Source organism: Vagococcus lutrae (assembly GCF_003987555.1).
Taxonomy (GTDB): Bacteria; Bacillota; Bacilli; order Lactobacillales; family Vagococcaceae; genus Vagococcus_A; species Vagococcus_A lutrae.
Genome location: NZ_NGJW01000013.1, coordinates 19,794 through 45,558, shown reverse-complemented (window position 1 = coordinate 45,558; position 25,765 = coordinate 19,794). Strand labels below are relative to the sequence as shown.

Below are 25,765 nucleotides of genomic sequence, written 5' to 3'. Positions count from 1 at the left end.
CCATCTTTTATTCATATATTAATTTTAGGTATGTTTTTTGAAAAAGTAAAGCATATTTTTTTAACATTACGCGATTTGACTTTCACAAAAAGCATATAAAGCAATAGATTAGTAATCTATTACTATTGTGAAATATATAATTATGATTAAATAATAATGATTATTTCATGTCTATTTAATAATTCAAAAAAGAACTCTTTTTTATTTAAACATTAGATATTATAGCTATTGATATATGTTTTTCTAAAAAAAATAACATCATATAACTTTAATTAAACATTCACATTTTTTAACAGATTAACCTTTTAAATTTCTTTAAAACAGTCTTGACCAATATGAATAAAAAAATATAAAATAAATATATGTATCGACGAATTAAGGAGGTATTTATCATGTTCTTACTGGATAGTCATATTATTTCCTCTACATTTTATCGAATAAAAAATGACATCGTCATCGCTTTGCATTCGATTCAATGGGAGGAAATTATCATCTCTTTCCTACATCGATTTGCTACATTAGTGTTCTTAATTTTTGTCTATTTTCTCTTAAAAAAAGGAGGACTTTATTTTATTAAGAATACTTTACAGGAAAATAGTCGAAATAAAGGCCGAATGAAAACGATGAATTCTCTTATTTCAAATATCTATCGATATTTATTAGGATTCTTTTTAATTTATGGTATTCTCTCAACTTTTGATGTGCCTGTAAACTCTATTTTAGCTGGGGCTGGGATTGCTGGGGCGGCCATTGGTTTAGGGTCACAGAGTTTAATTAAAGATGTCATTACAGGATTGTTCATTTTAATTGAAAAACAAATTAATGTAGGTGACTACATTCAGCTTAAAGACGATATCGAAGGAACCGTCATTTCAATTGGACTACGTAGTATTCAAATTCGCTCGGATAACGGTACAGCTATTTTCATCCCTAACGGATCGATTGATATTGTAAAAAACCTTTCACTTTATGACCGACGTGTCACTATTGATGTCCGGATTCTCCCAAACAGTGACATCCATCGAATTGAGCAAATAATGGAAGATGTAAATAAATTGCTACAACAACAAGACGAACGCATTTCTCAAAAACCACGAGTCTTAGGGGTAATGGATAATGGCGTTGGAAACCTATTTATCAGGAGTGTGGTATACACGGATGTATTTGATCAAAAACAAATTCGGCGTGATTTTTTAGGAGCTTATATTGATGCCATTCACGAAGAAGGGATTGATCTCCCTAATTTTTCATTTTCTGATTTTAATATTGAACATTAGAAGAGCCGTTTCTTGTTTAAACAAGAAACGGCTCTTCTGTAGTATTTAACAAATCGCTTAAACAATGTGTCATGAAATCTTGATATCCACAATAACTATTGGTCTCATTCACATACATTGCATCATTCAAACGTTTGCATCCTCCACGGCACATTTTAAAAAACGGACAGCTTTGGCACATTGAAGATAGCGATCTTTTTTCTGTCAGGAATGCTTGTGCTGGCACACTTCCAAACAATTCACGGAGTGTTTGTTCCGTAATATTACCTAATCTCCACTCATCAAGAACGTAAAAGTCGCAAGGATAAACACTCCCGTCAGCTTCAATAACATATTGAATTTGACATTGCCCTAACATCCCACAAGCACACATTCGACCTGCTTTTAGTAACGTCACTAAATCATCCAAAAATTTTACACTGATGTAGTTTCCTTTTTGCCACTCTTTTTTCCATAACGGATAAAATTCTTTATAAAAATGAGCGAATCCTTCAGGTGTCAAAATAAAAGGGTTTTCCTTTCCTTTATCTAAATCATCCAAACAAGGAATAAATTGAATGTGTCGAATATTCTCTCGCTGAATGAAATGAAACACTTTTTGAGGATGACGAGCAGCCTGTGCAGTTAAGACAGACAAAATATTATACGGAACTTCATAAGCATCTAGATACTTTTTAGCTCGTAGTACACGCGAGTATGTTCCGTTTCCTTTTGTATCTATACGATTACGATCATGTAGTTCTTTAAGTGGATCTAGCGATAAACCAATAAGAAAATCATGTTCTTTAAAAAAACGAACAAAACGTTCATTTAGCAACATGCCATTGGTTTGAATGGTGTAATGAACACGACACGTGGGGGTTTGTTTATTAACCTCTTCAACAAAACGTCGATAATAAGCTAAGCCTGCAAGAGTTGGTTCCCCCCCTTGAAAAGCAAATGTTACCTCATCACCTTCTTCTAAATCCTGGTAAATGTTTGCTATCATTTTTTTCATCGTAGTTTGATTCATCCGCCCAAAACTTTTCACTTCGCGGTGAGAACTAACATCCGCATAAAAACAGTATTGGCATTGAATATTACAGGCGGAAGAAGCAGGTTTAATTAGAACTGTGATATGTTTCATAGATATTGCCCCTACTCTTCTTGATATGTCTGATTAAGTTCTTCTACATAGTCTTCATAATTTGGCATCCAAGCTAATTGATGCCACTCATACGTTGGAGGATTAGCTGCGTTCCTTTGTATCGGTCCAGGTGTCGAACGGCCTTTTTTCACAATTTGTGTCATTTCTTTAATCAACATGCTCACTATTTCAGGGTGCCCTTCAATCACATTATGATGCTCCCAAGGATCGCTTTCTAAATGATACAATTGTGATGGTTGGAAAGCTTCGGGATCATTAATTTCTGGAATTTTCGACCCTTCATCTGCTGTACACTCTAATTTCCAAGGTCCTTTACGAATAGAAAAAGCCCCATTCGCAGAAGTCACAATGAGATTGACACGTCCATATTGATTAGGTTCTTTTAACATATCTAACATAGATTCAGAGTCCACTGCTTCATCATGATAAATGTCATACCCAATAAGGTCCGCAAAAGTACGATAAAAATCAGTATGAGCGACTAAACTTTGGCATACGCTATTAGCAGGAATATAATTGGGATACGTCATAATTGTTGGTTCACGATGTCCTCCCTCCCAAATATCAAACTTTTCACCGCGGAAATGTGCACTTGGGTTATGCCCATGCGCTAACAAATGTGGAAAATCAGCAACAGCACTCGCGCCATTATCACTCGTAAAGACAACTAGGGTATCCTCGTCCGCCCCTAATTCAACTAACTTATCTTGAATTTCTCCCACATACGAATCCAACTGTAGAATAATATCACCGTAAGGTCCAATACCAGAACTATCTACAAATGGTTCGTCCGGTAGAATCGGCCCGTGCGCAATATGAACAGGATAGTAGATAAAAAACGGAGCATCGGATTGACTATAACTTTCCATTAACTCTAAAACTTTATCCTGCATTTGTCTTGGTAATGCTGTATGATCATAGCTTGGTGCAGTGACCCCATTTTGCCATTCTTGTTGATGAACACCACTACGACGATCAATATTAGCGCGTCCGCTAATATAAGTCGGTTCTTCTAAAACCCGATCGTTTTCAATCACCACATATGGGGGTTGATCGATTGAAGCAGGAGTACCATAAAAATAATCAAATCCTCTCGCAAGTGGCCCATCTTTAATAGGTTGACTATAATCGATATCTAACCCTTCCATATCGTACATACCAGATAAAATATTAAAATCACCGGCTCTACCCATTTGACGTTTCGGTTGTCCATAGTCTGAAGGATCTAAATTAAATTTTTCAAAGTCTTTTTCTGGCTTTAATTGCCATCCAAGACCTAAATGCCATTTACCAACGACAGCGGTTTGATACCCCTTCTCTTTAAACATTTGGGCCATGGTTCTCCGTCCTTCTTCAATCAAAGGTAAAGAATCTCCCGGTAAAACATAACTTTTAAGTGGGGAACGCCAACTATATGTACCAGTTAACAAACCATAACGTGAAGGTGTACATAATGCTGATATCGAGTGCGAGTCTTCAAAACGCATTCCTCTTTCAGCCAAACGATCTAACTGTGCCGTTTGAATTTTAGAATGACTGTTAAAGCAAGATAAGTCCCCTATACCTACATCATCCACAAAAATTAATATGACATTTGGTTTTTTTTGCATCTTTATCTCTCCTCTACTTATAATCCAATCCATTTACCAACAATCTTTATTAAAATAACCACTAAAACAATATCTGGGTAACCTAATGTTAAACCTGTTAAATCCAAGTGACTTAATTCTAAAATTTTATAGGCTAATATTCCGGTGATAGAAAGACATAAACTTGTAATCCCAGCAGATACTACAGCACCTATCCAGCCTCCTCGTCGATTTCCAAAAATACCTGCTACTCCCCCTACAAAAAAGAGAGCCGAAACAGAAGGTAAAATGACGATTCCTAAAGACTTTGTAACTAATAAAGTTAAAACACTCACGATAAACGCAACAATAAATCCAATTAAAAGAGAGTTTTCCCCATAAGGCATAAAAATAGGCACCCCGACAGATGCTTTAGCTCCTGGCACTAACCGTTCGCTAATCCCTTTAAATGCAGGAACAAGTTCTTGAACAAATAATTTTACGCCATATAAAATTAATGTTACTCCTGCCGTAAACTCTAACGCTGTTGCGATCGAAAATATAACCGGATGAATATGTTGAGAAATCTCCAACATTTCTGATTTTTCCACAAAAAAAGATGTTACTGTAAAAATCAAACTCATTACCAATGCCATTGTAACTGAACGATTTTTTAAAAAAGCGAGCCTATTAGGAAATGGTATCTCTTCAGCATCAGCGGAGTTCTTACCAATACGTCCACCTATTGCACTTGAAAAAGCAATCAAGCTACTTCCTGGAAAAGCCATTCCTAGAGGTTCTTTTTCTTTCGTCACAGCTTGAACTGAACGATAACTAATAGCAGGGAAAATAATACTGTACACTCCTTGAATAACCCCACCAACTAAAACAATCCAACCTAAAGAAAGACCTAATTGTTTAAGTGTCAAAGCAAAAATAGCTGCTGATGTGAACAGCATATTTCCTGTTAGGTAGATATATTTAAAACGTGTTATTCTAGCAAGTAGCATATTCATGGCAAAGCCTATAACTAGTATAAGAGCCGTTTCTTTTCCTAAAGTAATTTGGACAAATTGTGATACCGCATTATCTTCTAACATTAATCCCGTCAATCCAAATGCCTTGTCAAACATTTCTGAAAAAGGTGTCAGACTATTAATAACCACCATCGAGCCAATTTGTAATACCATAAAACCAAGTATCGTTTGAACAGTACTTTCAATTCTTTCTGACCACATCCTTCCTAACAAGCTCGTGCCTATAAAAATAATGATCCCCATAATAAATTCTGGAAATAAAAATACATCGATAATCCATTTCATAGATCAACCTCCCTTTTATCGTTTTAGTTATTTTTAAAAATATTATCATCTTTATTTTGTTTTGTAAACGGATAACCCCTTATGTTTCATACAAAATACGTATCCAAAAGAGTGTCCACCACATACATCATAGTAAAGTTCAAATCTTTTTCACATTTTTAGAATTTTAACACTTTTTATTATTAGTAGGTTATTTTATTAACCTAATATAAGTAAGTTCCGTGTCTTTTGTTAATTTATCTTCTAAGTAACGATAAGTTAATTCTTAATCAACGCTAGTAGAAACAACACTATGCTAAGATAACCAAAAGCTATTCTTGTTTTTTTATTTTGTTTTATAGAAATTTTTTCTTTTTTTAACATTTATATTTTGAACTAAACTATATAACTCTTCTAGTAACGACTAATATCTACTTGTGATTTATATGGTAGCTAAAGTATATAGATTGATACAAAAAATTAATGCACTTTTTATTCTGTACTATAGAATAATAATTTGATAAACAGTTTTAGAAAATAACCATCTTTATTTCAAATAAAAAGCACCTAAATCTATGATATTTCATCATAAATTTAAGTGCTTCTTTTTTAGCCCCATGATTTAATTGATGGCACTACTTTAAATGATTGATACGTTTATAGTTGCATAGATAATTTACTTTAAGCAATATTTTACAGTCATATTGTTTTTATCTGAAAAAAACTTAAATGTTGCAACTGCCATGCCTTCATTAATATAAACTTCTCCGATATGTGCGTCATACGTTACTAAAAGTGTGTCTATCTGACCTCGATACACCATACGACTTTCTTGATATTTTGAGTACCAATTTGTGCGAGACAAGCTTAGGGTTTGTTCACGATAGATTAGCTGCCAACTATCACTTGTCAAGCACCACTCATCTTTCTGTGGCTTTAAACTCATTGCGCCACTGCACTGCGAAATGACCACACATGAATCTTTTTCTTCGGACAGTGTTTTAAGTTGATCGGGAATAACTGGTAAAGCAACCAAACGCTTATCTTTTTCTTTTAGCAAACGCGCTGCTGTCAGGGTGTGTACCCAACCTTTTGCTATCGTCGGAATCGCTGATTCTTCTTCAGGCGTTGGGACTCCCGCCCAGCCAAACATAATGGACTCATTATGCGGGCCTTTAAACACTTGTGGGGCATAGAAATCAAAGCCTTTATCTAACTCTTCTAATGGTGTAAAGGGCGTAAAACAACCTGTTTCTTCATCAAAGCGTCCCGCATAATATGTCGTAGAAAAAACATTGCGAAAACGTTCTGCTTCTTTCGGTAACCCTTGCGGAGAGAAGATAAAATAATCATATTCGTCCAATCTCACTAGATTAGGACACTCCCACATGTAGCTATCTAAAGACACTGAAGGGACGGTTTCACCCATTAACTTCCATGTATGTAAGTCGTCAGATTGATACGTCAACGTCGTCCCACGCAAATCATTTGTCTGCGCACCTAGCAACATGTAGTAACGACCATTCGTGCCTTGAAACACTTGAGGGTCACGTACATGACGTGTATAGCCCTCCGGATGAGGTAATATCGGGCCTTGTTTTACAAGATGATACCCATCTGTCGAAGTCGCCAAACATTGGTAACTTGATTTCGAGCCGTCTTCTTCAATCACCGTTCCAGTATAAAAGAGATACAGACAATCATCTTTTACAAATGCCCCACCTGAATAACAACCGTCTTTATCGTACCACTCACTTGGAACGAGCGGAATATCTTCTTCCGACCAAGTCAACAAGTCTGAACTCGTGCGATGTCCCCACGCTTTAAAATGATGCGTCGTATCACGAAAATTATATTGATAGTAAACGTGATACTGGCCTTTAAAATAGACTAAACCGTTAGGATCATTTAACAATCCCTGTTCTGGATAGACATGCCACTGTGGACGGTCAAGATTACGATACTGCATGAGCCTCATCCTTAAAGCCAAACATATACGTTAAAGCAAAGGCAACGGCAATCGCAACACCATTGGCTAATAAATAACCAAATAATTGACCATTTAAATAAAGCAGTGTTCCTGGAATAACGGTCACAGACATCCCTGTTCCTGCTAACTGTAAGATAGAGGCAATAAAGCCTCCTGCAGCACCACCCACTAACGCCATGAAGAAAGGTTTCACGTAACGTAAGTTAACACCAAAAATAGCGGGTTCAGTAATTCCTAAAAAGGCAGAAACTGCAGATGAAAATGAAAGTGTTTTTAACGTCTTAGACTTTGTCTTCATTCCAACCGCTAGTGCGGCACCACCTTGAGCGGCAACAGAACAGGTAATAATCGCATTATACGGATTGGCACCTGTATTCGCTAATAGTTGGACTTCTAAAAAATTAAAGATGTGATGAACGCCTGTTACAACAATTAATTGATTAAAGAAACCTAAAATGATACCAGCTAAACCAAAAGGCAAAGCTAAAACAATTTCAGCAGCGTTTAAAATGACTGTTTCAAGTGAGTGAAAAACAGGCCCTATTGCAAATAATCCTAAAGCACTCATCACTAGTAACGTCACAAAAGGAGTTAGCAATAAGTCTAGCGTTTCTGGCACTACTTGACGGACTTTCTTTTCAAGTTTAGCTCCTAATAGTCCGACGATAAAGGCAGGTAAAACTGTCCCTTGATAACCTACTACAGGGATAAAACCAAACATAATCGGGGCTGCATCACCTGCTGCTACTGCGTAAGCATTTGGTAAAGCAGGGTTCACTAACATTAACCCTAAAACAATCCCAATCACTGGTGAACCACCGAATACTTTAAACGTAGACCACGCGACTAAAGCTGGTAAAAAAGCAAACGCAGTATCTGTCAAAATCTGTGTAAACATTATAAAGTTACTATTAATATGATCAGGCGTCATGCCAAAAACAGCTAAAATCTGTTCTTGCATTAACAATCCGCGTAATCCCATAAAAAGTCCAGTTGCGACTAAGACAGGAATGATAGGAACAAATACGTCACCAAATGTCCGAATCATTTTTTTCCACGCAGGTTGCTCGTCTTCTGTTTGTTCTTTTAAATCAGCCTGAGAGGCTGTCGAAACATGTAACTGATTAAATTCATCATAGACCTTATTAACGGTACCGGTACCTAAAATAATTTGAAACTGTCCAGAGTTGAAAAATGACCCTTTAACTTTTGGTAATTCATTGACTTTCTCTTCTTGTATTTTATCCTTTTCATACACCACAATTCTTAAACGCGTTGCACAATGTGCCACGGATTTAATATTTTCTTGTCCCCCAACATACGTCACAATTTGCTTCGCAATTTCACGATTCTCCATTTTATTCTCCTTTAAAAAAGTATTTTTAAAACCGGTTCCGTTTTATTGTAAACGCATTTATAGCGTTTGTCCAGTCTTTTAATGTTTAATTGTTGATTCTCTCACTTCTAAATGACAATCTACAACGACCGGACTTGAAAACGGTTCCTTATTGATAACCTCTAATAATTGATGAGCAGCTAAATCCCCTGCTTTTTGAAAATCATAATGAATCGTTGTTAAACTTGGATGAACAGCTTCGCCCATCGCATAACCACCAAACCCAGAGATTGACAAGTCTGTTGGCACTTCTATTCCTAATTGGCGGGCAGCTTTTAAAACGCCTAGTGCAATATTATCTGTTGCACAAATAGCATAAGTCGCTTGCGTACTTAACAGAGCTCGCATACCTGTTTGATAGGCATTTTCTATAGAAAAACCAGTTTTCACTTCTTCCACTTTCGTTCCAGATTGAAGACCGTCTATAACTCCTTGACGTCTTGAAACTCCGACTGCCTTATCTTCTGCTGTCACCCCAAAGTATAAGACGTTTTGATGCCCCATACGTGAAACGTATTGGCCGATTTGACGTCCCGCCTCATAGTCATTGTATATCACATAAGGAATATCTCGCGCCTCTTGGCCTAAGACGACCACCGGGATAGCGATTCTTTCTATCACATCAAGGTGTTCTTCTGTTATCACCCTGCCGTAAAAGATAATTCCTGCAACATTTTGCTGTCCAAATGTTTTTAACGCTTGAATTTCTCTCTGACTGTCCTGATATGTATTCACAATCAACGTCGTATACCCTTTTTCTTCGCAATAAAGGTCAATCCCTTTTAACGACTCATGTACGGAATATGACGTCAAACGTGGGACGACAACCCCAATAATATTACTTTGTTTTGCTTTCAAGCTTTGCGCAAACATATTGGGTTGATAATCGTACTCGTCGATAATAATTTCTAGTTTTTGACGCGTCTTTTTCCCTACTGATCCACCGTTTAAATAACGTGAAACCGTACTTTTAGAAACACCTGCTAAATCAGCAATATCTTGTATAGTTAAATACTGTTTATTTTTCATATTCGTCGCTCTTTCTCATCTTATCTTTTCTTTATCATACCACCCTTTTTATCCGAGGACAGCTAAAATCCTATTTTGAAAATAAAAAACTACTTTTAATTTCTAGAGAACAGGCTGAGTTTGTTCTTTAGAATTAAAAGTAGTATGACATTATTCTGGTCGAGCGATACTAAATAATTTACCAATCTCAGCGTAGTTATCTCCAGCTAAACGGCTTACTGCTCCTAGCGTTTTAGGATTAATACGACCCGCTTCGTAAATCGTCTCATCCAGATGATAGGCTTTAATTTCTAGTAAAAAGAAATCGGCTGTTACGATCTCCTCTTTTTTGACTGGAACGTACTCTAAAACAGTCGTTTCGTAACGCGCTTTCGCTGGTTTAACCGCAGGTACTCGGACAACATCTGAAGGAATTGTTTCAAAATTTGAAACGCTCAATTCACTCATCTCAGCAGGTAATGTCGCTGCTGTCTTGTTAGCTTCTGCCACATTTTCTTGATCGACAATATGGAGAACCGCTTCCTTCGTTGCCAGCAAATGACGCGCCGTGTCTTTCATCTCTCCATTCATGCGTTGGACAGATAGCGATAAAACAGGTGGATTGGAACTGACAACATTAAAAAAACTAAAGGGAGCCAAATTGACAAGTCCTTCTTCAGATTGCGTCGTGACTAGCGCAATCGGACGTGGAATAACAGAACCTACAAGTAGTTTGTAATTATCTTGAGTGCTTAAATCTTCTGGTTTTAATGTAATCATTTATATACTCCTTTATTTCGAATTCGAATTAATTGTAGTCTATTCTAGAAAAAAGGTCGATTTATTTGCTTTTCGTATTCGGTTTTTTCGTCACAAAATAGCTACCTGTAAAGGCGATGACACCTGCGATTAAAACCGCTAAAACACGTCCGTAAAAATCTATACCAATACCCGTCTCAGGATGAATAGAAGCGGCTAAAGAAAACAAACCAAAACCTGTTACTGTATAGGTTTTGACTTTTAACCAACCTAAAATCATACCCGCACTAGCAGAAGCGATGGTTGTTACAAAAAAGACTTTTTTACGTGGTAACACAATCCCATATAGACTCGGTTCGATTATCCCAAATAGACTTGATAACAATGCTGGAATCCCAATACTGTTCAATTCCTTTGATTTTTCCTTTAATAAAACTCCTGCTACGGCAGCCGATTGCGCCATCCAAGTGCCCGTCATTAAAACGAGTAGCGGATCATAGCCTAAAATCCCTAAATTTAACAATCCGATAGGCAAAAGGGCCCAATGTAATCCCATAACTACTAACCATTGCCAGACACCACCCAAAACAAAACCTGCAACTATTGGATGCCACTCGTAAAGAGCCGTTAAACCGAGTGCAATACTATTCCCAATGATAGTTAGAAACGGACCTAAAAATAAAAAGGTTAAGAATAACACACTCATCAGGGTAAGAAATGGAACGACAAAAGACTGTAACAAACGCGGAATGCGCTTTTCAAAGAATGGATAACACTTAGACGCTAACCAAATAGCACCAATTGAAGGTAAAATACCGTTTGCATATTGTGGCAAGATTAATGGTATCCCCAATAATTTGAAATAAATTGGCAATTCCGCCACTGTATCTTTAAATAGTACTATTAAAGGCTCATGAACTTTCAAAGCAGCAGGCGCCAATGTTGGATAGACAAGTGCTAAACCTATAACAGCTGCTAAACCAAGTGGCACTTTAAATCGCTTACTGGCAGATAAACTAATCAAAACAGGCAAAAAATAAAAAACAGCATCTGACATCGCATAAAGCAACATAAAAAGACCACTCTCTTGTGCAAGCCACCCTGATGCGACACTAATGGCTAACAGTCCTTTTAATAACCCACTTGCTGTTAAAATACCAATCAAAGGCGCAAACAAACTGGAAATGGTCATCATCATTTTAACTAACCAGCTTTGTGATGAAGGTTTCTCACTTGATTTCGTTAGAGGCATACTTTTCTTTTCATATTCTAACTCTGCCATTACTTCAATCAATTCTTGATAAATTTTTTCAACATGTGTGCCAATGACCAACTGCACTTGACCGCCTTTAATGAAAGACTCGATAATCATTGGATCCTGACGAAACCCATCTAAATTAACTTTCTCAATCGAATGAACTAAAATCCTTAATCGTGTCGTACAATGCGTAATTTCTGCTATATTGTCAAGACCACCTAATAATAAAACCCACTGTTTATAATTCTTCTGCATCACCTATTTCACCCCTTTACTTTCATTCTCATTGGTGAATACATCTCGTTCATTTTAATCGATTGTTTTCAAAAAAGATAGTTTTTTTGTTTTTTTATTTATTAAATTATAAAACAAAAGACTAGAACGTGGGGGATTCTAGTCTCTTTTGTTCTCTATTAATGTGTTACATTTACTTCTGGTTCTATCACAGGCTGCGAAATTTCTTTATCCTCAAAGCCAAAACAGAGGGCGTTTAACACGACAGCTGTCAAACTACTGATGACAATCCCGTTTCCAGTAAACATTTGCACAGTTTCAGGCAATTGTTGGAAAAGTTCTGGAATCATGTTGAATCCTAAACCAAATCCAATTGAAATCGTCATAATTAATAGATTTCTTTCGTCGTTTAAATCATTTTTTGCTAACATTTTCATCCCTTGAATCGCGACCATACCGAACATGACTAACATGCCTCCGCCTAAAACAGGTTCTGGAATGATTTGCGCTAAAGCACCAACCTTCGGAAATAGGCCGAGAATCATTAAAAAGATAGCAGAAAAGAAAATAGGCTGACGGGTTTTGACACCAGATAATTGAACTAAGCCGACATTTTGCGAAAATGCTGTATAAGGAAATGTATTAAAAATACCGCCTAACAGGACAGCCAATCCTTCTGCACGATAACCACGTTTTAAATCATCTTCAGTCATCTTACGGTCTAAAATATCACCTAGCGCAAAGTAAACACCTGTCGACTCCACCATGCTCACGATCGAAATAATCACCATTAACACTATAGGCATTAAATCAAATGTCGGTTTGCCAAAGTAAAAAGGCTGTGGCATATGAAAAACCGGTGCTTGACTCACTGCCGACAAGTTCACTTGTCCTAAAAAGCTCGCAAGCAACGTTCCGCCAAGTAAACCAACTAGAACACTGACTGAACGTAAAAATCCTTTCGCAAACAGCTGAACCCCTACGATTAAGGCAATGGTCGTAAAGGCAAGAAACAGTGATGTACTACTACCAAAATTAGCAGCAGAAAGGTCGCCCCCACCCATTTTACTAATCGCTACCGGAATAAGTGTTAAACCAATAACAGTTATGACAATACCTGTAACCATCGGTGGAAATAATTTTTTGATTTTAGAAAAGAAACCAGCAATCAAGAATACCACAACGCCTGATGCCATAATCGCACCATACATAGAGCCTACCCCATGACTATTACCAATTAATATTAAAGGGGCAACAGCTTGAATCGCACAGCCTAACACAACCGGTAAACCGATACCAAAGACTTTATTCACGACTAACTGCAATAATGTTGCGACACCACACATGAAAATATCAATCGAAATTAAATAGGTCATTTGTTCTTGATTAAATCCTAAACCGGCACCTATTAATAACGGTACGGCTACAGCTCCGGCATACATCGCTAATAAATGTTGTAAACCTAACACAGCATTTTGTTGCGTTGCTCGTTTTTTATCCATGGATAGTCTCCTTTTCTACAAAAGTAATCTCACCGTTATCTAATGACGCAATACGTGCTTGAGAATAAACATGGATGCCATCGTCTTCTAAAAGTTGACGTCCGCTTTGGAAGGACTTCTCAATCACGATACCTAAACCGGCAACGTTTGCCCCTGCTTGTTGACAAAGCTCTATCAACCCTTTAGCTGCTTGACCATTGGCTAGAAAGTCATCAATGATTAGGACTGTATCTTCTTCTGTTAAAAGATGACGTGAAATCGAAATATCACTTGTCACTTGTTTCGTAAACGAATAGACACTTGATGTTAACAATTCATCACTTAATGTTAAACTTTTAGATTTCCGTGCATAAATCATTGGTACGTCGAGTGACAATGCTGTAAAGACAGCAGGCGTAATACCTGAAGCTTCTAACGTTACGACTTTCGTAATTTTTTCTTCCGCAAAATAATTCGCAAAATCTTGACCTATAGCGGCCATGAGCTGAGGATCTACTTGGTGGGTTAAAAAGCGGTCTACCTTCAAAACCCCTTGAGCTAACACAGTACCTTCTTTTAAAATTTTCTCTTGCAGCTGTTTCATGTTAATCTCCTTCGATATTTTCCCTTATTATCGACAAAAAAAACGTACACCTTTTTTGACTACAAGCAAAAAAAGGCGTACGTTTCTTCACACGCTTATTTTAACTTATAGTCTGATATTTACGGTATCAGGTAGAGACTGTCGACCTTATTTCGACGATATATAAGTGAAAGTATATTTAATTGATACTGTCATTATGCACTACTTTTCATGAAAACGCAATAGAAAATCATATGAAAAACTTAAATAAACAAACATTTTTAATTTTATACATGTAAATCATTCGTTTTTAACTTTCTTTCTATTTTATAATATTCTCCCCATTCGTGCATCATGGCTAAAACAGGAGCTAGTGTTTTCCCTAACTCACTTAAACGATAGTCAACACGAAGTGGTACTTCTGGATAAACCTTACGAATAATCAAACCATCTTTTTCTAGTTCACGTAAATTTTGTGTTAATACTTTTTGGGAAATAGGTGCTAATGACTTTTTTAATTCACCAAAACGTTGTGTCTTTTCTAATAAGTCACGAATAATCAAAAATTTCCATTTATTACCAATCAATTGTAATGTTAGCTCAACTGGGCACTCTTCTGAAGGTAGCAGTATAATCCTCACCCCTCTCTTTACTATTAGTTACTTTTAAGAAACTAACACACAATAAAGTGCGTACTTTACAACAAATATAAAAAACGATATGGTTATTATGTACTTACAAAAAGTAAATAAAAGGAGCGGATAACATGAAAATAGCGGTCATTGGAGCAAACGGTAAAGTCGGAAGTCTAATCACAAATGAGTTAGTGAAAAAAAACTTAGAGGTTACGGCAATCGTTCGCCATTCACATGAAACAAAGGCTCAACACACCATATTTAAAGATTTATTTCAGTTAACAGCAGAAGATTTAAAACCTTTTGACACTATTGTTTTAGCCACTGGTTTTTGGACACCTGAAACACTACCACTACATACTTCGTCTTTAAAATATCTTCATGATTTACTACGTGAAACAGGCGGGTATCTCTTGGTAGTCGGCGGAGCTGGAAGTTTATACGTTGATGAAAGCCGTCAACAACAGCTCAAAGATACACCTGACTTCCCCTCAGATTATTTCCCTTTGGCTGCTGCAATGGGAGATGGCCTAGCCTATCTAGAGATGCAAAATGACTTCAAATGGACGTACCTAAGTCCCGCAGCAAACTTTGATGCAGAAGGTGCTAAGTCTGGTCATTATGTTTTTGGAGAAGACCTTTTACTGACAGACGAAAATGGTAATAGCTACATTAGCTATGCTGACTATGCCAAAGCTATGGTCGAACTTGTCCTAGAGAACCAACCACAGCAGAAGCGTCTATCAGTTAGAGGCTAAATTATAAGTGTCACTCGTCTATTTGAATGTCTAGCAAGTAGACGAGATTTTTTTCTCTATTTTTTAGGCACTAAGATCAGGTTGCTCCATCGATCATAAAATAGTTGTTCTTTCTTTCGGACGACTTGGCTAAGCAAGATTATCATGAAAATTAATTGAATCACTAAGGCCGCCACATTTATGCCCTGTCCAAAGGAAAAGTCGTATTCTATTAACAAAGGATTTAATTTCACAACTATCCCCATCAATAAGGCACGCTTTAAAAGTTTTGCCAAACTAAGATGACCAGTCGTTGCGCGTAGCTCTATTTTTAAAACACCTTGCCCAATTGTCTGATAAAAAATCAATGGTAAAAAAACAAAATAACTAAACCAAACTACCAAACTGATACCGTCATTTGATATTGGGCGGCCAATTAGTTGTAACCCGCCACTTATCACCGCAACAATCAAACCAATCACTAGTGTGTCAATATAATAGGCCAAAAACCGACGAAGAATGGTGATACGCTGATCTGGAATTGATAAATGTTCTTCTGGCAGTAAAGGATTCATGACTTTTCCCACACCATACCCTACCACTGCTCCTAACGTATTCATTAATAAATCATCCACGTCAAATAAACGATACGGTCGAGGATAGATACCATACAAACCACTCAACTGTGTTAATTCAAAAAACAGACTGACACTAAATCCTAGTAACATCGTTTTCCAAAAAGATAAACGAAAGTATTTTTTTCCATAAACACCTAACGGCAAGGTTAATAAGATATTAAATAAAACAGTAAAAACACTCGGACTTTTCAGTGCACCTATGTAAGTGCGAGGATTGCTTAAAGACAAACCTGAGTGTTGCTGAATATCTTCTAAAAATTTAAACGGGACGAGATTATAATACGGTGTCGTTAACTGAGCCACCTCTGCTCGCGTTGGTAGAGGTAAGATGACTAAAAAATACGCACATAACATATATAAAATAAACGAATAACCGACTAAATTTTTAATTTTGCTGACATCTCCGTGACGTCGGTATTGCAAAATAATGACCGGCACGAACGTCACATAGGCGATGATAAACGCCATAACGATCCCCGCGATAATCGGCGTCATATAAACTTCCACATCACTTATTCCTTTCCTTCATCCTCTGAATGAGAGGTTTTTTTCTGCCATTTTTTCATTTCTTTTTTAAAAGAGGCTTGGTAATACTCTTTTGTTAAACGAATAACTTCTTTCGGCGCAATTTGTTGACCATTTTTTGCCTCTTCGGATACAAACATTAAAGCATGTATATAGCTACTGGCTAAAAGTTGTGTCATCCCTGCAGCCACACCACCACTGATAGCGCCACCTGCCACACTTCCTACGCCTGGTACGAGTTTAAATAAGGCACTGGCTGTATACCGTCCAATCATCGTTGTCAAACTAGTCCCAATCAATGCTGAAACTAAATACGTCAAAACACTTTTTTTAATCGGAAAGTTAAACACTTTTGTAATTTGCGCTAACATGGCCACTTGTATCGGCACTAATGCAACGGCATCGGCAAACGGTATGGGAACAAAACTGGTCGTAAATGTCGCCGCCAAATAACCTTTTGTCAGTTGATTTGCCGCTGCTAGTTTCTTTTGTAAATGCACTTTTTGTGCGTTGATAAATGAACGACTCATAGCTTTTGGCAATAAATCGTCGGTAACATCTATTAATGTTTCTAAACCTGACGAAGGTAATTCAAAACCAGCAAATTTTAAAGGTGTTGCCAAAACTGGCACGATCGGAACTTCGAGATGAGTTAATTGTTCATTCACTTCTTCTATAAACGCTTGTGCCGTATCACCATATGATTGGGTTACCACCACTACCACGGGTAAGTCACGTACTAGCGTTTCAATCAAACTAATTTCTTCTGTCTCTAGTCGATGCGTCTGTGCGTTGATACAATACCAAACCATGTGCAAATAGTCTGTTTCTTTATTCATTTCAGATAAGTGGACGATTAACTCCGTGACTTCTTCTAGCACGGCTGTTCGGTCGGACGCTTTTAATTCCAATCCTTTTGTATCGTAGATGTTAAGTGGCATAGTGTCGGTTGAAACTTTTCGGATATGTTGGGTCACCGGATGACCAATGCCCGTTTCTACGACACTTTCACCAAAAATGGCATTAATCAAGGTGCTTTTGCCAACGCCTGTTTTACCCATTACTAAAATATTCATCGGTTGCGAAATACTCGGTTTAGTTTTCATCGGTTTGCTCACTTTCTAGAGAGTCTTTTGAAAAAGCTTCTTCTGTTAGGCGAATCAATTCTTCCTCGCTCACTGTCTGGCCAGCTTGTTCCATTTCTGCTACTTTGGTCAGTACCGTTGTATAAGTCGTCGCCAATCCTAACGTGACTTGTTGCGCGATTGTGCTGTTAATAACCGTCGCTGTCACATTGCCCCCTGGCACCCATTTAGCCAGACTGCTTGAAAGGTACTTACCAATCAAACGTGCTCCTTGAGAACCTAGTCCTGCAGAACTTACCCCAAGAACGAGCGACTTACTTACAGAAATACCGAAAATCACCGTGAGATGCGCTAACATCACAACTTGCAAACTAACTAAAGCAGTCGCATCAGCAAACGGAAGCGGCGTAGTACTAACACCTGCCGCTGTTAAAGCATAGCGGTCAGCAACACGTTTGGCTTGTTTAGTTTTAATAGCGATGGACACTTTCTGCCCATTTGCAAAAGCTTGTTGCTGAGAAACAGGTAATAGTTTTTCTGATACACTGACTAAATACGGCATACTGTGTGCCTTTAACTGTATATCAGAAGTTAATGACACTTCCTTTGCTAGTACAGGGACAACTTCTTGCACGTTTGATAGTGTTTCTTCTAAATAGAGCTTAAACGTTTCATCTTCGTCTGTACCATAATAATGAGTCATCACGACAACAACTGGAGCGTAAGTCGATAACGACGCAATAAATTCTTCTTCTAACGCTTCTAAACGTTTACTCTGTGTGTGAACACAATACCAGATTAAGTCGACACGTTGCTCCTCTTGATGATAAAGTTCTTCTACTTTCGCGATAATTTCTTTCATGGCGCTTTTTTGCGTGCGATTGGACAACTCCAACCCTTGCGTATCATATAAAGCGATAGGGACACTTTCTTTTTTATAATAATTTAAATGCGCTGTGACTGGCTTACCAACTCCCGTTTCCGCTAAAGATTCTCTAAAAACGGTATTGATTAAGGTACTTTTACCGACACCTGTCTTGCCAGCTGTTAAAATCGTCACGGTATTAAAAGCTTCTTTCATCAAGTCAAATAATTCTTCTGAGTCACTATCTTTTTTCTTTGCATTGTTTTTTAACCACAATTGCCATAATGGATTGAATGATTGTTTCATAAGAGTGATGCCCCCTTTCTTCTCTCTATCATAACGTATCTAGCGTTTTTTTATAAACTCTAACGCCTTTTTCCGACAAAAAAACAACATCTTTTAACCTTTTAGGCCAAAGATGTTGTTTTCATTACGAAAGACTACGGCTATCTTTTTCAAACTGAGCAATCGCTTGTTCTACAATTGGTTGCGTAGACATTTGCTTTAACACGTCAGGGACAACTGTCGTAACATGAGCCCCCGCCTGATACGATTTTTTAATTTGTCTAGTATTTTTAAAACTAGCTCCCATAATCTGAGCCGTTAAGTCTTTTTGGTCAATAAATGTACGCGCTAAATGAATTTCTTCATAAGGGTCAATCCCTGCGACTTGCATGCGATTAACGTAAGGAGCGATATACTGACAGCCAGCCAATGCTGCTAAATACATTTGTTCAGCTGAATAAATGGCTGTGGCTAAAAGAGAGGTTTCAGGGTGTGACTGCTTAATGCTAGCAATCGTCTGTAAGCCTGCTTCATTTAACGCCACTTTATAGCACCGATTGACTTTAGAAAACGTCGCTTCCAACTGTAAAAAATCTTGATACAATGCCTCGTGGCTTAATCCTTCCAGTTGAATAAACAGTGTCATTTCTGGTTTTAATTGTTGCGCAATCGCTTTAAGTTGTATCACTCGCGGACGTTTCTCACGCGCAAGTAATGTCGGATTGGTCGTCACACCTTTTAAGAAACCATAGCTCTGTAACTCTTTTATCTGGTCTATATTTGCTGTATCAAGATACATCGTTACCCCTCCTATGAGATGGTTAATGTTGCGCCTGCCTCAATCACTGGGAAAGCAGCACCTTGAACGTGCAAAGTTCCCGGTAAATCTGCCGCTGTTTTGCCGTCAAACTTAATGGTTATATGGCCTAAATCGCTTAAATTCTTAGTGACAACATCTCCCACTGCTGTAATCGTATACGCTTGATTGTCAATCGACAGTGTCATGCCTGTTTCAATTTCTGAAGCAAGAGGTTTCACGTCAATAATGTAACAAAAATCCTTTAAATCACCAGGCGCATTGTCACCGAATAATATAAGCATGTTTTCTTCTTCAAACATGTGGGCTTGAGAGCCGATACTCTTAATTGTTGTTGTCAATAATTCCATTTTCCATTCCAACTTTCTTTTTTAACTATATAAACCAAAGCTTGCTAACCAAGCTACTACGACACGAGGAACACCATTTAAGAAACGAGAATACAAGACAGAAGGTACCCCAACTTCTACCGTTTCTGGTTCAGCTTCTTCAAGTCCTAATCCAACAGGGATAAAGTCACACGCATTTTGCGTATTAATCGCAAATAACGCAGGTAACGCTAATTGTGGCGGAATATTTCCTTTACCAATTTCTACCCCAATCAACGTCCCAATCACTTGTCCGATGACAGCACCAGGTCCTAATAATGGTGATAAAAATGGTAGTGAGCTGATAAATCCGATAATAATCAAGCCCCAGATATTACCAGCAAGTGGCGCCATAATCTTAGCGAAAACATCTCCGATTCCTGACCCCTGAATAATCCCAATAAGCAATGCCACAAAGGCCATAAACGGTAAAATCGTTGTGATAACTGTTTGAACAGCCTCACGTGCTGCTTGGTTAAAAGTTGCAACGACTTTCCCAGCTCCCATACCGATACGTGCCACTAAACCAGGTTTGTTCATACTCTCTGTTAGTTTTTTATTTGTATCGTATTTTGGCGTAGCTTCTGCTTTCACTTCATCTGAAGCGGCTGCTTTTGTGCTAGTTGCTTCTTCTTCATCAAGTAACGAAATTTGCGCTAAATCTACTGCGGATACATAAATATCTTCCGTAATATATTTCGCTAAAGGACCGCTTTTGCCTGTTGGGACAATATTAATGGTTGGGATATTTTTTTGCGGATAAATACCACAACGCAATGTACCACCGCAATCAATGATTGCTAAGGCAATTTCGTCATCTGGAATAGATGTTTTAAAGCCATTGACTGACTCCATGCCTGTTAATTCTTCAATTTTATCTACAATCGCTGGACGCTCTCCGCCACCTGTTACATAAATAAACTTATTTTTCTTCTCAGTCGGTGTCACGATTAAGGGACCACCATATCCGCCTGATCCTTTTTTAATTTTTATACTTCTATATTGGCTCATGATTGATACGCTCCTTTTTAATTAATGAATGACTTTTGTTTCTTTGCTCAACGTAGTGCCTTGTTGTTTACACACATATTTTGTCGTATAGTCGGTTACCACACCACCTACAAAGTTCATCACTAATCCGACTAATAAATAGCGAACTGCTAAATCCATTTGATTTAAACCAAGTGTCGTAATCCCTTGTGCTACTCCAAGATAGATAAATAACTCGCCTGGGTTAATATGTGGGAAAAGACCATTACTTGTGTGGTTAGCTTGTGCTGTTACTGCGTAGAAACTTGGCTTATAAAACTCTGGTAAAAAGCGTCCTAGTGTAAATGACATAGGGTTTCCTAACATGAATGTTGCTACAAAAGGCAAAATCAAATAACGAGTAAACACGTTTTTGGATGACGCTTTAGCAATTTTCGTTACACGCTCTTCCCCTAACATCGCTGTCAGTGTGTTCATTAAAACTAATAACATTAATACGACCGGAACAATTCCCGTGACCCAACTAATAAACGTTTCGGCACCTGTTTGGAACAGGTTCATAAACCCTTCTGCAAACTTTGTAATATAAATCATTGTCTTTAACTCCTTTTAAATTTATTTTGTAGACTGTATTTCATCATCATCGCTTGATTTCTCATCGACATCATCGGTGTCGGTGGCGTTTCAATAACCTCACCATTCATCACTTTTTGATACGTCTGTACGGCATCCATAACGGTTGCTTGCGTCAATTTGTTTTCTTTCGCTAAAATCGGCAAGGTTGGCGTCAATTCTGTAATCGACATCCCTTCCAATCCCTTAATATCTTTAAATTTAGCTAAGACGGTCGTTCCTTGAATTTTTTTCACTTCCAAGATATTCGCCGCTTCATCTATGGCAATCATGACAATGGTTCCCGCTTTAAATTTACCTGATTTACGTCCAATCGCGACACGTCCTTTGCGGCGCATTTCACCATAAACTTTCGTAAAGTGTTTAATTTGTAAAAAGCCAAGAAATCCTTGTAATAAATAAGCCGATACTGCAACAATTCCAAATACATATATAAATGGCATTAACTTAGCTCCTCTCTCATTAAAAACGCCAAAACGTCTTCGCGACTTTGACACTGACTAATCTGCGCGACATATTCCTTCTTTTGCCCAATTGAAAAAATCAAGTCATAAATGGCCATCAATGTTTTTTCAATCTCATCGTTAATGTACTCTGGTATCCCCACTAAAAATACGATTTTTACATATTGTTTTCCTTCATGAATCTTCTCAGGGAATACACCTATTCGAAAAACAATTTCATTTGACCCTTTATTAATCGTATGTGGAAAACCAATTCCTTGATCAAAAATCGTCGTTTGGCGACGCTCTCGCTCTTGCCACAACGGCATAAATTCAGGAGCTAGCTTCTCTACTTCTATCCATTCTTCAATCATCGTGGCGACATTCTCCAAGTAACTTTTCTGACTGTCTAAAATAACAAATGAAAAATCGACAATATCTTTAGTCAACAATCGCTGCTCATCTAATTTACGCCATTCTTTTATTAACAATTCGTTATCAAATAGATTGGTAATCTGTATCACTGGCTTACCATTTCGACTTTCCAAAGGTAACGTGCTAAAAATAGCGAGATACTCCGCACTATCAATCTCTAAATAATCCGTTTCGGAATACTGGACGATTTCAACGTCGGCACCTAAGACCTCTCTTAATTGACGGTGAATTAAAGTAGCCGTACCTCGCCCCGTGCTACACACAATTGCGACTTTTTTATCTTGACTACGCCCTTTTTTCTTTTGCATAATTAATTCGAAATAAATGGCAAGATAACTTATTTCTACTTCATGGACGGTGACCATTAAATCATCTTCAACCGCTTTCATTGCAACTTTAGCTAGCTCAAATGAAAAAGGATACTTCAATTGAATCTCATCCATAAACAAATCGTACACATCTATATGAAAGATAATTCGATTTAACATGAACATTAAATGATACTTCATCGCTTCAAATAACGCTTCTTCATCGATTTTCGTCATAAAATTGTTTTGAATTTCTAACATCATCTCATCAAAAATCTCACGCACATCTGCTTCATGCTGTTTCATACTTGCATCTGAAACCATCGCTGTCGTTCTCGTATTAACTGGAAAAGATAAAAAGTCTTGGTCATAACGCCCCAATGTTAGTCGATATTCTTTTTCAACAAAAATCATAAAGTCCTCTAGTATCGGAGTCTGATATTCAAAGTTTTTATAATAAGCAATAGGCTGCGTCATTGGATTCGTTTTCAAAATACGATGAACACTGACACCTATTACCTTTTTTAATAAAGCTAGCGTCACTTGATCTAGTTTATAATATTTCGCTAATTTATCCGCCCACTGTAACGTATCACGCGTCAACGGATAATCATCACTGTAATAATCATAAACAAATTTCAAAACGACAAGACGAAAGTGAAACTCATCGCCGACAATCTGCATCCCCTTATTGGGTATCCCGACGATTTTTACACCATATGGCCCAATTGCTTTTTTAATCTCCCGCATATCTTTATTGACAGTCCCTCGACTGACTTGTAACTCGTCACACAAATCATCAATTAGAATATAATCAGGTGCATCGATTAACGCTCGAATGATGTAAGCCATTCGTTTACCCGCTGAGTTAAAATCCGTTTCTTTTTTCAACTTACCTGACATGATTAATTGAAACCGGTCTAGGTGAGCGACTTTCAACTCAAAATATTTACCTTCTTCTACGATTTGAGCCGTTTCTTGTAAACGGTCATTGAGCAGTTGAATATTTTTGCGTAACGTTTGTTTAGACAAGTCTGTCAAGGTCATCAATTCTTCTACTGTTACGCGACGTTTGACTAATAAGATATTTAAAATTTCATACCACTTGTTTGTTAAAGACACAATTGTTCCTCCTTAATCATGTCTTAGCCGCGTGTTTTACCTCCAGCCACATTATAGGTAACGCCTGTAATATAACTTGCACGATCTGATAATAAGTAACACACTAAATCTGCTACTTCTGTTAACTTACCACTTCTTCCTAACGGTGTTGTTGACGTACTGCTGTATCCTTCACGCAATTTTTCAACCGTGATACCACGTGTGTAAGCTAAAGCTGTTTCATATTCAATGGTTCTTAATCCAGTTTCCTCCATAATTCCTGGAGCAATCCCAACGACACGGACATGATGTTTTCCTAACTCTTTTGCCCAAGAGCGTGTATAACTATTAACTGCTGCTTTCGTAGCGGCATACGCACTTTGACCTTCCGAACCTTCTAATCCACTTTCAGAGGACATATTAATAATGACACCAGACTGTTGAGCTGCTAACTCACGTCCGACTGCTTGTGACATTAAATAAACCCCTTTTTGATTGATAGCAAACATCTTATCAAATACCTTTTCCGACAACTCAAATTGACTCTCTGGTTCTTTTGCATCGACAAGTAAACGAGGGATATTGATACCAGCATTATTGACGACTCCATCAAGACGTCCAAAACGTTCTTTCGTTTGTGCTACCACATTTTTCACATCAGCAAGTGATGTTACGTCTGTTTTCACAAACATTAAGTTTTCATGCTCATCTTGACTTGGATTCAAATCCGCGTTAACCACACATGTCCCTTGTTCTAATAAAGAGTGAACAACAGCTGCACCGATTCCTGATGATCCTCCTGTCACTATCACTACTTTGCCTGCAATTCCTAACCAATCTTCCACGCTAACGCTTCCTTTCTACTGAATGATATACTCACAGTATAAAGAAGCTCTGGAGTGAGTTTAATACAGTTATTTTTAGATGACAATACAATTTTGTGAACTAATCTAAAAAAAGTGAGTTATTTTATACAAATAACTCACTTTTTAAGACGATCAATAAAGACATGTGCAGCTTGAGGTAGCGGCATATTTTTAAGATGAATGACGCCAATATGACGTGGTGGAATTTCTTCTAATAAAGGGAGCTTTTTGACGATGCCTTTTTCAAGGTATTCTTCTACAAATTCTTGCACAACACAAGAAATCCCTAAATTAATTTTGGCAAATTCTGTAATTAAATCATAGGAACCTAACTCTATGACGGGTTTTAATGTCACGCCACGACTTGTCATAAACTGGTCAACATAAGTTCGCGAGTTTGATTGCTTTTCCAATAAGATAAGCGGTAAATCCGCCACAGCCTGAAACGACCACTTTTTATCTAAGGCTAGGTTGCTACTAGAACTAGTAATAAACACATCGTGAATTTCTTTAAACGGATAAATCTCCATTTGCGACTCTTCGATAGGCAAATGACACAACCCAACGTCCGCCTCTCCCGCCTTAATATAAGCGATAATTTCCGCCGTTGTCCCGTTGAGAATTTTTAATTTTATTTGAGGGTATTGACTGTGATAGGTTTCTAAATAAGGAAGCAAAACATACCGAGCAATTGTATCTCCCACCGCTAAACGTAATTCTCCTGTCTTCATTTCTTGAAAGTCTAACAAACGGTCTTCTGCCGCACGAATGGTTGTCAATGCTTGACGTGTGTATGATTCAAGCATCTCTCCTTCTTGCGTGAGTGTTACCCCTTTAGGCGTGCGATAAAAGAGCGTCACACCCAATTCCATTTCCAACTTTGAAATACTCTGACTAACAGCAGACTGTGTCATAAATAGTTCTTGACTTGCTTTGGAAAAACTTTTATTTTGACTGACAACTTGAAAGATGCGATACAAATCTAATTTCCCTATCATATAACCTCTCCTTATACCCTATATTAATACTATT

24 protein-coding genes and 1 riboswitch are annotated in these 25,765 nt (G+C 37.6%); of the genes, 2 read left to right on the top strand and 22 right to left on the bottom strand.

From position 1 onward, the window contains the following. The first annotated feature begins 392 nt into the window (after positions 1 to 392). Positions 393 to 1,277, top strand: a complete 885-nt coding sequence (locus tag CBF33_RS08760) for a mechanosensitive ion channel family protein (RefSeq protein ID WP_170167783.1) — start codon at positions 393 to 395, stop codon at positions 1,275 to 1,277. Between the two features lie 16 nt (positions 1,278 to 1,293). Here CBF33_RS08760 and CBF33_RS08755 read toward each other — a convergent pair whose 3' ends face one another. The 11 genes from CBF33_RS08755 to CBF33_RS08705 form a co-directional block, all read right to left on the bottom strand. Further along, the gene (locus CBF33_RS08755) at positions 1,294 to 2,403 is read right to left on the bottom strand and encodes a radical SAM/SPASM domain-containing protein (protein WP_126763474.1); all 1,110 of its coding nucleotides are present in this window, start codon (positions 2,401 to 2,403) and stop codon (positions 1,294 to 1,296) included. Between the two features lie 11 nt (positions 2,404 to 2,414). Continuing rightward, on the bottom strand, positions 2,415 to 4,034 hold the full coding sequence (locus CBF33_RS08750) for a sulfatase family protein (RefSeq protein WP_170167782.1): 1,620 nt from the start codon (positions 4,032 to 4,034) through the stop codon (positions 2,415 to 2,417). A 17-nt stretch (positions 4,035 to 4,051) separates the two neighbouring features. Continuing rightward, complete coding sequence (locus CBF33_RS08745) at positions 4,052 to 5,314, bottom strand: PTS transporter subunit IIC (RefSeq protein WP_126763470.1); 1,263 nt, start codon at positions 5,312 to 5,314, stop codon at positions 4,052 to 4,054. A 655-nt stretch (positions 5,315 to 5,969) separates the two neighbouring features. Continuing rightward, the gene (locus CBF33_RS08740) at positions 5,970 to 7,262 is read right to left on the bottom strand and encodes a glycoside hydrolase family 32 protein (RefSeq protein WP_170167781.1); all 1,293 of its coding nucleotides are present in this window, start codon (positions 7,260 to 7,262) and stop codon (positions 5,970 to 5,972) included. Next, a complete protein-coding gene (locus CBF33_RS08735) occupies positions 7,249 to 8,640 on the bottom strand; it encodes a sucrose-specific PTS transporter subunit IIBC (RefSeq protein ID WP_126763465.1) in 1,392 nt (463 codons plus the stop codon). The genes CBF33_RS08740 and CBF33_RS08735 overlap by 14 nt, the downstream gene beginning before the upstream one ends. Before the next feature lie 78 nt (positions 8,641 to 8,718). Further along, positions 8,719 to 9,708, bottom strand: a complete 990-nt coding sequence (locus CBF33_RS08730; RefSeq protein WP_126763463.1) for a LacI family DNA-binding transcriptional regulator — start codon at positions 9,706 to 9,708, stop codon at positions 8,719 to 8,721. Positions 9,709 to 9,858: 150 nt separating this feature from the next. Then, entirely contained in the window at positions 9,859 to 10,467 is a 609-nt protein-coding gene (locus CBF33_RS08725) for a flavin reductase family protein (protein WP_126763461.1), read from the bottom strand. A gap of 61 nt (positions 10,468 to 10,528) precedes the next feature. After that, positions 10,529 to 11,959, bottom strand: coding sequence for a PTS transporter subunit EIIC (locus CBF33_RS08720; RefSeq protein WP_126763509.1), 1,431 nt, complete (start codon positions 11,957 to 11,959; stop codon positions 10,529 to 10,531). 158 nt (positions 11,960 to 12,117) lie between these two features. Beyond that, complete coding sequence (locus CBF33_RS08715) at positions 12,118 to 13,440, bottom strand: nucleobase:cation symporter-2 family protein (protein ID WP_126763459.1); 1,323 nt, start codon at positions 13,438 to 13,440, stop codon at positions 12,118 to 12,120. Beyond that, positions 13,433 to 14,023, bottom strand: coding sequence for a xanthine phosphoribosyltransferase (locus tag CBF33_RS08710; protein ID WP_126763457.1), 591 nt, complete (start codon positions 14,021 to 14,023; stop codon positions 13,433 to 13,435). The genes CBF33_RS08715 and CBF33_RS08710 overlap by 8 nt, the downstream gene beginning before the upstream one ends. A gap of 88 nt (positions 14,024 to 14,111) precedes the next feature. Continuing rightward, positions 14,112 to 14,209: riboswitch (purine riboswitch) on the bottom strand. Between the two features lie 80 nt (positions 14,210 to 14,289). After that, positions 14,290 to 14,643 (bottom strand): winged helix-turn-helix transcriptional regulator, encoded by a 354-nt coding sequence (locus CBF33_RS08705; protein WP_202585074.1) that lies wholly within the window; start codon positions 14,641 to 14,643, stop codon positions 14,290 to 14,292. A 125-nt stretch (positions 14,644 to 14,768) separates the two neighbouring features. Here CBF33_RS08705 and CBF33_RS08700 point away from each other — a divergent pair, with 125 nt between their 5' ends. After that, entirely contained in the window at positions 14,769 to 15,395 is a 627-nt protein-coding gene (locus CBF33_RS08700; RefSeq protein ID WP_126763455.1) for an NAD(P)-dependent oxidoreductase, read from the top strand. A 56-nt stretch (positions 15,396 to 15,451) separates the two neighbouring features. On the opposite strand, the gene CBF33_RS08695 is transcribed toward CBF33_RS08700, so the two are convergent. The 11 genes from CBF33_RS08695 to CBF33_RS08645 form a co-directional block, all read right to left on the bottom strand. Continuing rightward, on the bottom strand, positions 15,452 to 16,519 hold the full coding sequence (locus CBF33_RS08695; protein ID WP_126763453.1) for a VanZ family protein: 1,068 nt from the start codon (positions 16,517 to 16,519) through the stop codon (positions 15,452 to 15,454). A gap of 5 nt (positions 16,520 to 16,524) precedes the next feature. Then, positions 16,525 to 17,643 (bottom strand): YcjF family protein, encoded by a 1,119-nt coding sequence (locus CBF33_RS08690; RefSeq protein ID WP_126763451.1) that lies wholly within the window; start codon positions 17,641 to 17,643, stop codon positions 16,525 to 16,527. Continuing rightward, positions 17,633 to 18,793 (bottom strand): YcjF family protein, encoded by a 1,161-nt coding sequence (locus CBF33_RS08685; protein ID WP_126763449.1) that lies wholly within the window; start codon positions 18,791 to 18,793, stop codon positions 17,633 to 17,635. The genes CBF33_RS08690 and CBF33_RS08685 overlap by 11 nt, the downstream gene beginning before the upstream one ends. 124 nt (positions 18,794 to 18,917) lie before the next feature. After that, positions 18,918 to 19,571 (bottom strand): transaldolase family protein, encoded by a 654-nt coding sequence (locus tag CBF33_RS08680; RefSeq protein ID WP_126763447.1) that lies wholly within the window; start codon positions 19,569 to 19,571, stop codon positions 18,918 to 18,920. Between the two features lie 11 nt (positions 19,572 to 19,582). After that, complete coding sequence (locus CBF33_RS08675) at positions 19,583 to 19,939, bottom strand: PTS glucitol/sorbitol transporter subunit IIA (protein ID WP_126763445.1); 357 nt, start codon at positions 19,937 to 19,939, stop codon at positions 19,583 to 19,585. Between the two features lie 21 nt (positions 19,940 to 19,960). Continuing rightward, positions 19,961 to 20,968: a PTS glucitol/sorbitol transporter subunit IIB gene (gene srlE, locus CBF33_RS08670; protein WP_126763443.1), complete on the bottom strand. Its 1,008-nt coding sequence runs from the start codon at positions 20,966 to 20,968 to the stop codon at positions 19,961 to 19,963. Positions 20,969 to 20,989: 21 nt separating this feature from the next. Next, positions 20,990 to 21,541 carry a PTS glucitol/sorbitol transporter subunit IIC gene (gene srlA / locus CBF33_RS08665; protein WP_126763441.1) on the bottom strand — a complete coding sequence of 184 codons (552 nt, stop codon included), beginning with the start codon at positions 21,539 to 21,541 and terminating at the stop codon, positions 20,990 to 20,992. Positions 21,542 to 21,546: 5 nt separating this feature from the next. After that, complete coding sequence (locus CBF33_RS08660) at positions 21,547 to 22,023, bottom strand: transcriptional regulator GutM (protein ID WP_126763439.1); 477 nt, start codon at positions 22,021 to 22,023, stop codon at positions 21,547 to 21,549. Then, positions 22,023 to 23,888, bottom strand: a complete 1,866-nt coding sequence (locus CBF33_RS08655; RefSeq protein WP_126763436.1) for a BglG family transcription antiterminator — start codon at positions 23,886 to 23,888, stop codon at positions 22,023 to 22,025. The genes CBF33_RS08660 and CBF33_RS08655 overlap by 1 nt, the downstream gene beginning before the upstream one ends. Positions 23,889 to 23,911: 23 nt before the next feature. Next, a complete protein-coding gene (locus CBF33_RS08650; protein WP_126763434.1) occupies positions 23,912 to 24,712 on the bottom strand; it encodes an SDR family oxidoreductase in 801 nt (266 codons plus the stop codon). Between the two features lie 137 nt (positions 24,713 to 24,849). Then, a complete protein-coding gene (locus CBF33_RS08645) occupies positions 24,850 to 25,731 on the bottom strand; it encodes a LysR family transcriptional regulator (RefSeq protein ID WP_126763432.1) in 882 nt (293 codons plus the stop codon). Positions 25,732 to 25,765: the final 34 nt, after the last annotated feature.

Coding starts and splice junctions, on each gene's coding strand:
- CBF33_RS08730 (WP_126763463.1), bottom strand. CDS start 9,708: ATGAAAAATAAACAGTATTTAACTATACAAGATATTGCTGATTTAGCA.
- CBF33_RS08735 (WP_126763465.1), bottom strand. CDS start 8,640: ATGGAGAATCGTGAAATTGCGAAGCAAATTGTGACGTATGTTGGGGGA.
- CBF33_RS08700 (WP_126763455.1), top strand. CDS start 14,769: ATGAAAATAGCGGTCATTGGAGCAAACGGTAAAGTCGGAAGTCTAATC.
- srlA (WP_126763441.1), bottom strand. CDS start 21,541: ATGATTTATATTACAAAGTTTGCAGAAGGGTTTATGAACCTGTTCCAA.
- CBF33_RS08725 (WP_126763461.1), bottom strand. CDS start 10,467: ATGATTACATTAAAACCAGAAGATTTAAGCACTCAAGATAATTACAAA.
- CBF33_RS08755 (WP_126763474.1), bottom strand. CDS start 2,403: ATGAAACATATCACAGTTCTAATTAAACCTGCTTCTTCCGCCTGTAAT.
- srlE (WP_126763443.1), bottom strand. CDS start 20,968: ATGAGCCAATATAGAAGTATAAAAATTAAAAAAGGATCAGGCGGATAT.
- CBF33_RS08740 (WP_170167781.1), bottom strand. CDS start 7,262: ATGCAGTATCGTAATCTTGACCGTCCACAGTGGCATGTCTATCCAGAA.
- CBF33_RS08645 (WP_126763432.1), bottom strand. CDS start 25,731: ATGATAGGGAAATTAGATTTGTATCGCATCTTTCAAGTTGTCAGTCAA.
- CBF33_RS08690 (WP_126763451.1), bottom strand. CDS start 17,643: ATGAAAACTAAACCGAGTATTTCGCAACCGATGAATATTTTAGTAATG.
- CBF33_RS08675 (WP_126763445.1), bottom strand. CDS start 19,939: ATGGAATTATTGACAACAACAATTAAGAGTATCGGCTCTCAAGCCCAC.
- CBF33_RS08760 (WP_170167783.1), top strand. CDS start 393: ATGTTCTTACTGGATAGTCATATTATTTCCTCTACATTTTATCGAATA.
- CBF33_RS08745 (WP_126763470.1), bottom strand. CDS start 5,314: ATGAAATGGATTATCGATGTATTTTTATTTCCAGAATTTATTATGGGG.
- CBF33_RS08710 (WP_126763457.1), bottom strand. CDS start 14,023: ATGAAACAGCTGCAAGAGAAAATTTTAAAAGAAGGTACTGTGTTAGCT.
- CBF33_RS08685 (WP_126763449.1), bottom strand. CDS start 18,793: ATGAAACAATCATTCAATCCATTATGGCAATTGTGGTTAAAAAACAAT.
- CBF33_RS08715 (WP_126763459.1), bottom strand. CDS start 13,440: ATGGATAAAAAACGAGCAACGCAACAAAATGCTGTGTTAGGTTTACAA.
- CBF33_RS08680 (WP_126763447.1), bottom strand. CDS start 19,571: ATGTATCTTGATACAGCAAATATAGACCAGATAAAAGAGTTACAGAGC.
- CBF33_RS08750 (WP_170167782.1), bottom strand. CDS start 4,034: ATGCAAAAAAAACCAAATGTCATATTAATTTTTGTGGATGATGTAGGT.
- CBF33_RS08720 (WP_126763509.1), bottom strand. CDS start 11,959: ATGCAGAAGAATTATAAACAGTGGGTTTTATTATTAGGTGGTCTTGAC.
- CBF33_RS08660 (WP_126763439.1), bottom strand. CDS start 22,023: ATGCCATTTATATATGTATTTGGAATTGTTGCAGTATCGGCTTATTTA.